Annotated in this window: 5 protein-coding genes and 2 pseudogenes; all 7 read right to left on the reverse strand. The window is 31.1% G+C overall.

The window, feature by feature from the left end; all coding sequences use genetic code 11:
* Window positions 1–477 precede the first annotated feature (477 nt).
* Window positions 478–705, reverse strand: a pseudogene (locus tag QNK89_RS02050) (GTP cyclohydrolase I); the annotation flags it as partial.
* Window positions 701–934: pseudogene (locus tag QNK89_RS02055) on the reverse strand (ribose-5-phosphate isomerase); the annotation flags it as partial. The pseudogenes QNK89_RS02050 and QNK89_RS02055, both read right to left, overlap by 5 nt.
* A gap of 59 nt (window positions 935–993) precedes the next feature.
* Window positions 994–1,356: a heavy-metal-associated domain-containing protein gene (locus QNK89_RS02060; protein ID WP_340169310.1), complete on the reverse strand. Its 363-nt coding sequence runs from the start codon at window positions 1,354–1,356 to the stop codon at window positions 994–996.
* Between the two features lie 63 nt (window positions 1,357–1,419).
* Window positions 1,420–3,648, reverse strand: a complete 2,229-nt coding sequence (locus QNK89_RS02065; protein WP_340169311.1) for a TonB-dependent receptor — start codon at window positions 3,646–3,648, stop codon at window positions 1,420–1,422.
* Entirely contained in the window at window positions 3,648–4,373 is a 726-nt protein-coding gene (locus QNK89_RS02070) for a MauE/DoxX family redox-associated membrane protein (protein WP_340169312.1), read from the reverse strand. The genes QNK89_RS02065 and QNK89_RS02070 overlap by 1 nt, the downstream gene beginning before the upstream one ends.
* Window positions 4,374–4,453: 80 nt before the next feature.
* Window positions 4,454–4,819: a hypothetical protein gene (locus tag QNK89_RS02075; protein ID WP_340169313.1), complete on the reverse strand. Its 366-nt coding sequence runs from the start codon at window positions 4,817–4,819 to the stop codon at window positions 4,454–4,456.
* 113 nt (window positions 4,820–4,932) lie between these two features.
* Entirely contained in the window at window positions 4,933–5,100 is a 168-nt protein-coding gene (locus QNK89_RS02080; protein WP_340169314.1) for an exosortase F system-associated protein, read from the reverse strand.
* Between the last annotated feature and the right edge of the window lie 8 nt (window positions 5,101–5,108).

Here is a 5,108-nt window from a genome sequence, read left to right on the forward strand (position 1 = left end):
TCTGCACCCATTTCAACGTGACATCCTGTGGCAAGACAATCCGCGCCAGATCGCCATCATACGCCCGCGCCTTGAGCGTTTGTGCACGCCGCGCCGTAATCGCCAGCACCGCATCACCCTGCAATGTTTGCACATCCGCAAGGCGCTGCGCGGTCAGCGTCACAAGAATAGCATTAGAAAATGCAGCTTCTGTTGCAGGAATGATATTAACAACTGAGTGTGCTTTAATTGATATTAAAGAAGATGCTCCTGCTGGTGGAATGCCTCCTATGGGTGGCGGAATGCCAGGCATGATGTAGCAGCGAGTCGCTGTAGACATTTTACTCACTCTTACTTTGAAAAATTTATGATGTGAGTTAGATAAATTTAAAAAAACGCTTCTGGATTTTCTGGAAGCGTTTTTATTTATTTTGTTTAAAATCTAACTACTAATTCCGAATTGTTATATTTTTTAGACTTGTTATTTTAAAAAAATAATCAATTAAAATGAGTCGTCATTTTAAAGCAGTCTAAAAACTCTCTTTTGGTTTCCTTTTCTTTAAAATTACCACCAAATTCTGCCGTTACGGTAGAACTTTCTATGTCTTTAATACCTCTTGAGTTTACGCATAAATGTTTGGCATCTATAACACAAGCAACATCTTTTGTGCCTAATGCTTCTAGTATTGCTTGTACAACTTGCATTGTTAGTCGTTCTTGTACTTGGCCTTAAATACGTACCATATTTTTCTACAATATTATAAGACAACTTATATCCTTTTTTATTTCTGTAACATGTTTTGTGTTGTGTAAAACGTTCTTTAGGTGTTTTACTTGTCATGCCAACATACAAACATTGTAACACACCATTAAATTGTGGATTGGCGTTTCTAAACTTTGCGTTTTAGGTAAACACACGTTTGGACAATTCTATTATGTAGATTCTGTATGGCATTGTAAAAAAATAAGAAAGCCTGAATTAAAATTTAGGCTTTCTTAAATATAATTTAATATTTAATTTTTATGATCGTCATTAACTTCCTCATCACGATATTTACAACATGGATGAACAGTTTCGTAGGCTGCATCTATTGCTTTTAATTCTTTAGTGTCGTGTCCAACAGCTACTATGCTTTTAGTAATAGTTTCTAGATTTGTTTTACGCTCATCAAAAATTAGTTTTAATTCGTGAGTTTCTACATCCCAAGTAGCAGATTTCACACCTTTGGTATTTAAACTTGCTTTTTCAATACGCTTTTTACACATTAAACATACACCATCCACCTCTAAAGAAGCGCGTTCATTTTTATTTTGAGCAAATGTTAAAGAAACCATTAATAATGCTAAAACGAGTACTGTACTTTTTAATATTTTCATTGTTAAATTGTTTTGTTATTTTTAGTTAAAAATTATAATATTCCTGCTTCCACAGCAACTTGGTTATTTGATTTTAAATCTTAATCCTGCAAAATAATTTGCTCCAAAAATTGGACCATAAACAAATGTAGTATCAAAACTTGAGTCAAAAGGATTATCTGCAGACACTATTGGATTGTCTTGTCTTGTGTTAAATATATTTTCTCCTCCTAAATATATTTCAAATTTTGGAGAAAACACTTTTGTAACCTGAGCATTAAAAGTAGCTACAGTTTTAGAGTATTCTAGTAATTGATATTGTATAGGATTATTTTGCGTAGATGATAAACGCTGTGCACCTAACCAATTATATGTAGCATCAAATTTCCATTTAGAGTTGTTTTTTATTTCGGTTTCGAATGAAGCATTAGCAAAAAAACGATGTTTTGGTGTTAGTGGTCTTTCTAGTTTACCAGAATTAAACTGTGTTTTTACATCGTAGTTTTTATAAGCTACACGTGTATTAAAATTATTAAAAAGTTCATAATGCAGTTCCACTTGAAAACTGTTTGCATAACTTTCTCCATCTAAATTATAGAAATTTACTTCTTGTGCGTTTTCATAATCTACAACCACTTGGTTTTTAAAATTTGTTCTATGAAAATCTGCAGTTAACTCTGCTTTTCTACCAAATAGTCTAAATCCTTGTAGAAAAGACACACCATAATTCCATGCGATTTCTGGATCTAAACCATAAATTTCTCCAGTAGTATTTAAAGTGTTTATATTTCTAGAAGTTGAAAATAGTTTTTGGTTTTCTGCAAAGATATTAGCACTACGTTTCCCTCTTCCTACAGATGCTCTAAACACACCTTTTTCCCATGTTGTGTAACGCATATGCAAACGAGGTGTAATAAATGTACCTAACAGATTATGTCTATCTACTCTTAAGCCAGCAGTAATATTAAATTTATCTAAATTAAAATAATTATACTCTATAAAACCACCAATTGAGTTATCGGTTCTATTAAAATCTACTGTATTTACAAACTCTTTATATTGATCATAAGTATAACTTATTCCTGTTTTAATTTTATGTCTAGAATCGCTAATTATTGTATTATAAATTACATTAGCATATAAACTACTATGTTGAATATCGTAACTATTTAACCCAAAATAAGAATCTTGCTCATGACCACTATAAGCAGCTTGAACTCCAATACTTTGCCATGGCAATTCTGGGTTTACATAGCCTAATTTAGCACTTACCTCATAACGCTCTGTATCTATTTCTGTACCCCAACTATTTGTAGTTAACTTATCTATATCTGGATTAAAATCTAGCTGACCTGCTTGTTTTTGGTCGTTTAAATACTTCAAATTAATAAAACTTACAATTCCTTTTTCTGGATTTGTATACTGCCAACGGTTCATTACATTAACCTGATTATACAGCGGCATATCTAGAAAACCATCGTTATTAACATCGTGTTTTGTGTTTAGAGTACTTCCATGTAAATAAATTCCTGTATCCCATTTATCACTTACTTTCGTGTTAAAATGTGTGTTTAGTTCTAAACGTGCATTGCTTGCTCCATAAAGGTTTATAAATAATTTATCGTCTGTTGAAGGCTTAACCAATTCGGCATTTATTTGTCCTGCAATACTTTCATGACCATTAACAACACTTCCTGCACCTTTGGTAATTTGAATGCTTTCTACCCAAGTTCCTGGAATAAAACTTAATCCAAAAGCTTGAGATGCACCACGAATAGATGGAATGTTCTCTGTAGTAATTAATATATACGGACTGGTTAAACCCAACATTTTTATTTGTCGAGTTCCTGTTACAGCATCAGCAAAATTAACATCTATAGACGGATTAGTTTCAAAACTTTCAGACAGGTTACAACACGCAGCTTTTAAAAGCTCGTCGCTACTTACCATAATTACATTTTGAGACGACAAATAAGATATTGCTGAAGCTTTATTTCTAGAAGAAATTTTAATTTCATCTAGCTCGCTTGTTGGTTTCAAGCTATGTGTTATTGGCTTGGGTTCTAAAACTGTTAATGTATCTGTTTTAAAGCCTACATAACTTATTATTAGCTTAGTATAGTCTTTTTTATAGAGAATCGAAAATTTACCATCAAAATCTGTTACATCACCAACTTTAGTTCCTAACCAAAAAACATTTGCACCAGGAAGAGGTGATTTAGTTACATTATCTTCAAAAATGGCTCCTTGCAATTGTGTTTGAGAAACTGCAAAAAGTGGTAATACTAGTATTATATATAGTAGCTTTTTCATTATAGATAAGTATTAGTTAACATAATGATTGCCATAATAATCATGATTGAGTTTTCAATAAATGTAGCTTTCGTCATAGGTAACTTAAGAGCTGTACCAAGACAAGCACATTGTATTGCATTTTTATCTAAAAGTGTTTTTGTTACTCCAATAGTTGTAATACCTAGAATAATTATTGTAATAATTAAGGCTATAGGAATTTGAATTCGCATAAAAAACAGCAGCCCTAAAGTTAGTTCTAAAAAAGGGTAGATTTTAGCATAAAATGGCACTTGTTTTGCAAACGGATCGTACATTTTAAAAGACTCTGGAAAACCTTTCAAATCTAAAATTTTAAAGAAACTAAACACAACATAGAATAAACCCATAAAATCGAGCATAAAACTTGTCCAATCCCATTGCTTATAATGCATTAAAATGGACGCGATAGTTATATATCCAAAAATTATAAATAATGGTTTTAGTTGTTGCAAATCACTTTTTTGTTCCTTGTTCTCTTTTGAATTAAGAACGTTGGTATTGTTTTGTGTTGAAATTGAAAATTTTTCGGGTAATGCTTCTTTTAAAATGGCTATAGAAATGTGCTGTTTCATTTCTACCTGAACTTCTTCTTTTTCAAGATTTACATTAGCACTTGTTAAGTTAGGTAGAGCTTTTAGGTGTTTTTCTACCGAATCCTTACAGCTATTACAGGTCAAGCCTGTAACTATATATGTATGTTTCATTGAGTTTTATTTAATAAATTATTTCATGAGTTGGTATTTCCGCGAAAGCGAAAAAACAAAAAAAATAAAAAAATAAAATATCAAATTAAAAAAGTCTCCTGTAGTAAATGTATGTTGTAAGTGAGATTTGGAGGCGCGTACTCCAGATGAGGTGTTGTTTGCTTTTGCAAACTTTTAAATAATGAAATGTAAGAATACGCAAAGGTCGCTAAAACTATTTGTTCGCTTAAGTTTAAGTCATCAAAAGTATTTACTTTTAATTTATCTTGACCTTCTAATACTTCAACCTCATCTTTACAGCAATTTTTCTTAATTGTTGTAGTTGCAGAAGTTTCCATCCCACAATTTTTTACTTTAGAAAAAATAGCCGTGTCTACTAAATTATTACCACAATAGTGAGACTCAACAGTAAATGATAGTGTTGAGAACAACACTACAAATGCCATTATGAAAGAGAAGCTTTTATGTAATAAATTAATTTTCACGCCACAAAGTTAATTAAATTTTAAATAGTAAGTTATTATTTTTAAGCTTTAACAGTAATTTATGCTCCTTTTCTTTAATAATAAAAAGCAGGCAGCAACAACAGCAAAAGTATTGGTTGTATTAAAAACCTTCTAATATTAAAAAAAATATAATAGTCTTCTTGTTTTGGGTTTAAAACAAAATACAAAAATAAACCTATTAAAATAACATAAGAAAAAACATACATTAATACAGAAAACATAACCACAC

Source organism: Lacinutrix sp. (assembly GCF_037625555.1).
Taxonomy (GTDB): Bacteria; Bacteroidota; Bacteroidia; order Flavobacteriales; family Flavobacteriaceae; genus Lacinutrix.

What these genes read in the sequence shown, in the direction of transcription:
- QNK89_RS02060 (WP_340169310.1), bottom strand. Translation starts at nt 1,356, where the DNA reads ATGAAAATATTAAAAAGTACAGTACTCGTTTTAGCATTATTAATGGTT.
- QNK89_RS02065 (WP_340169311.1), bottom strand. Translation starts at nt 3,648, where the DNA reads ATGAAAAAGCTACTATATATAATACTAGTATTACCACTTTTTGCAGTT.
- QNK89_RS02070 (WP_340169312.1), bottom strand. Translation starts at nt 4,373, where the DNA reads ATGAAACATACATATATAGTTACAGGCTTGACCTGTAATAGCTGTAAG.
- QNK89_RS02075 (WP_340169313.1), bottom strand. Translation starts at nt 4,819, where the DNA reads ATGGCATTTGTAGTGTTGTTCTCAACACTATCATTTACTGTTGAGTCT.
- QNK89_RS02080 (WP_340169314.1), bottom strand. Translation starts at nt 5,100, where the DNA reads ATGTTTTCTGTATTAATGTATGTTTTTTCTTATGTTATTTTAATAGGT.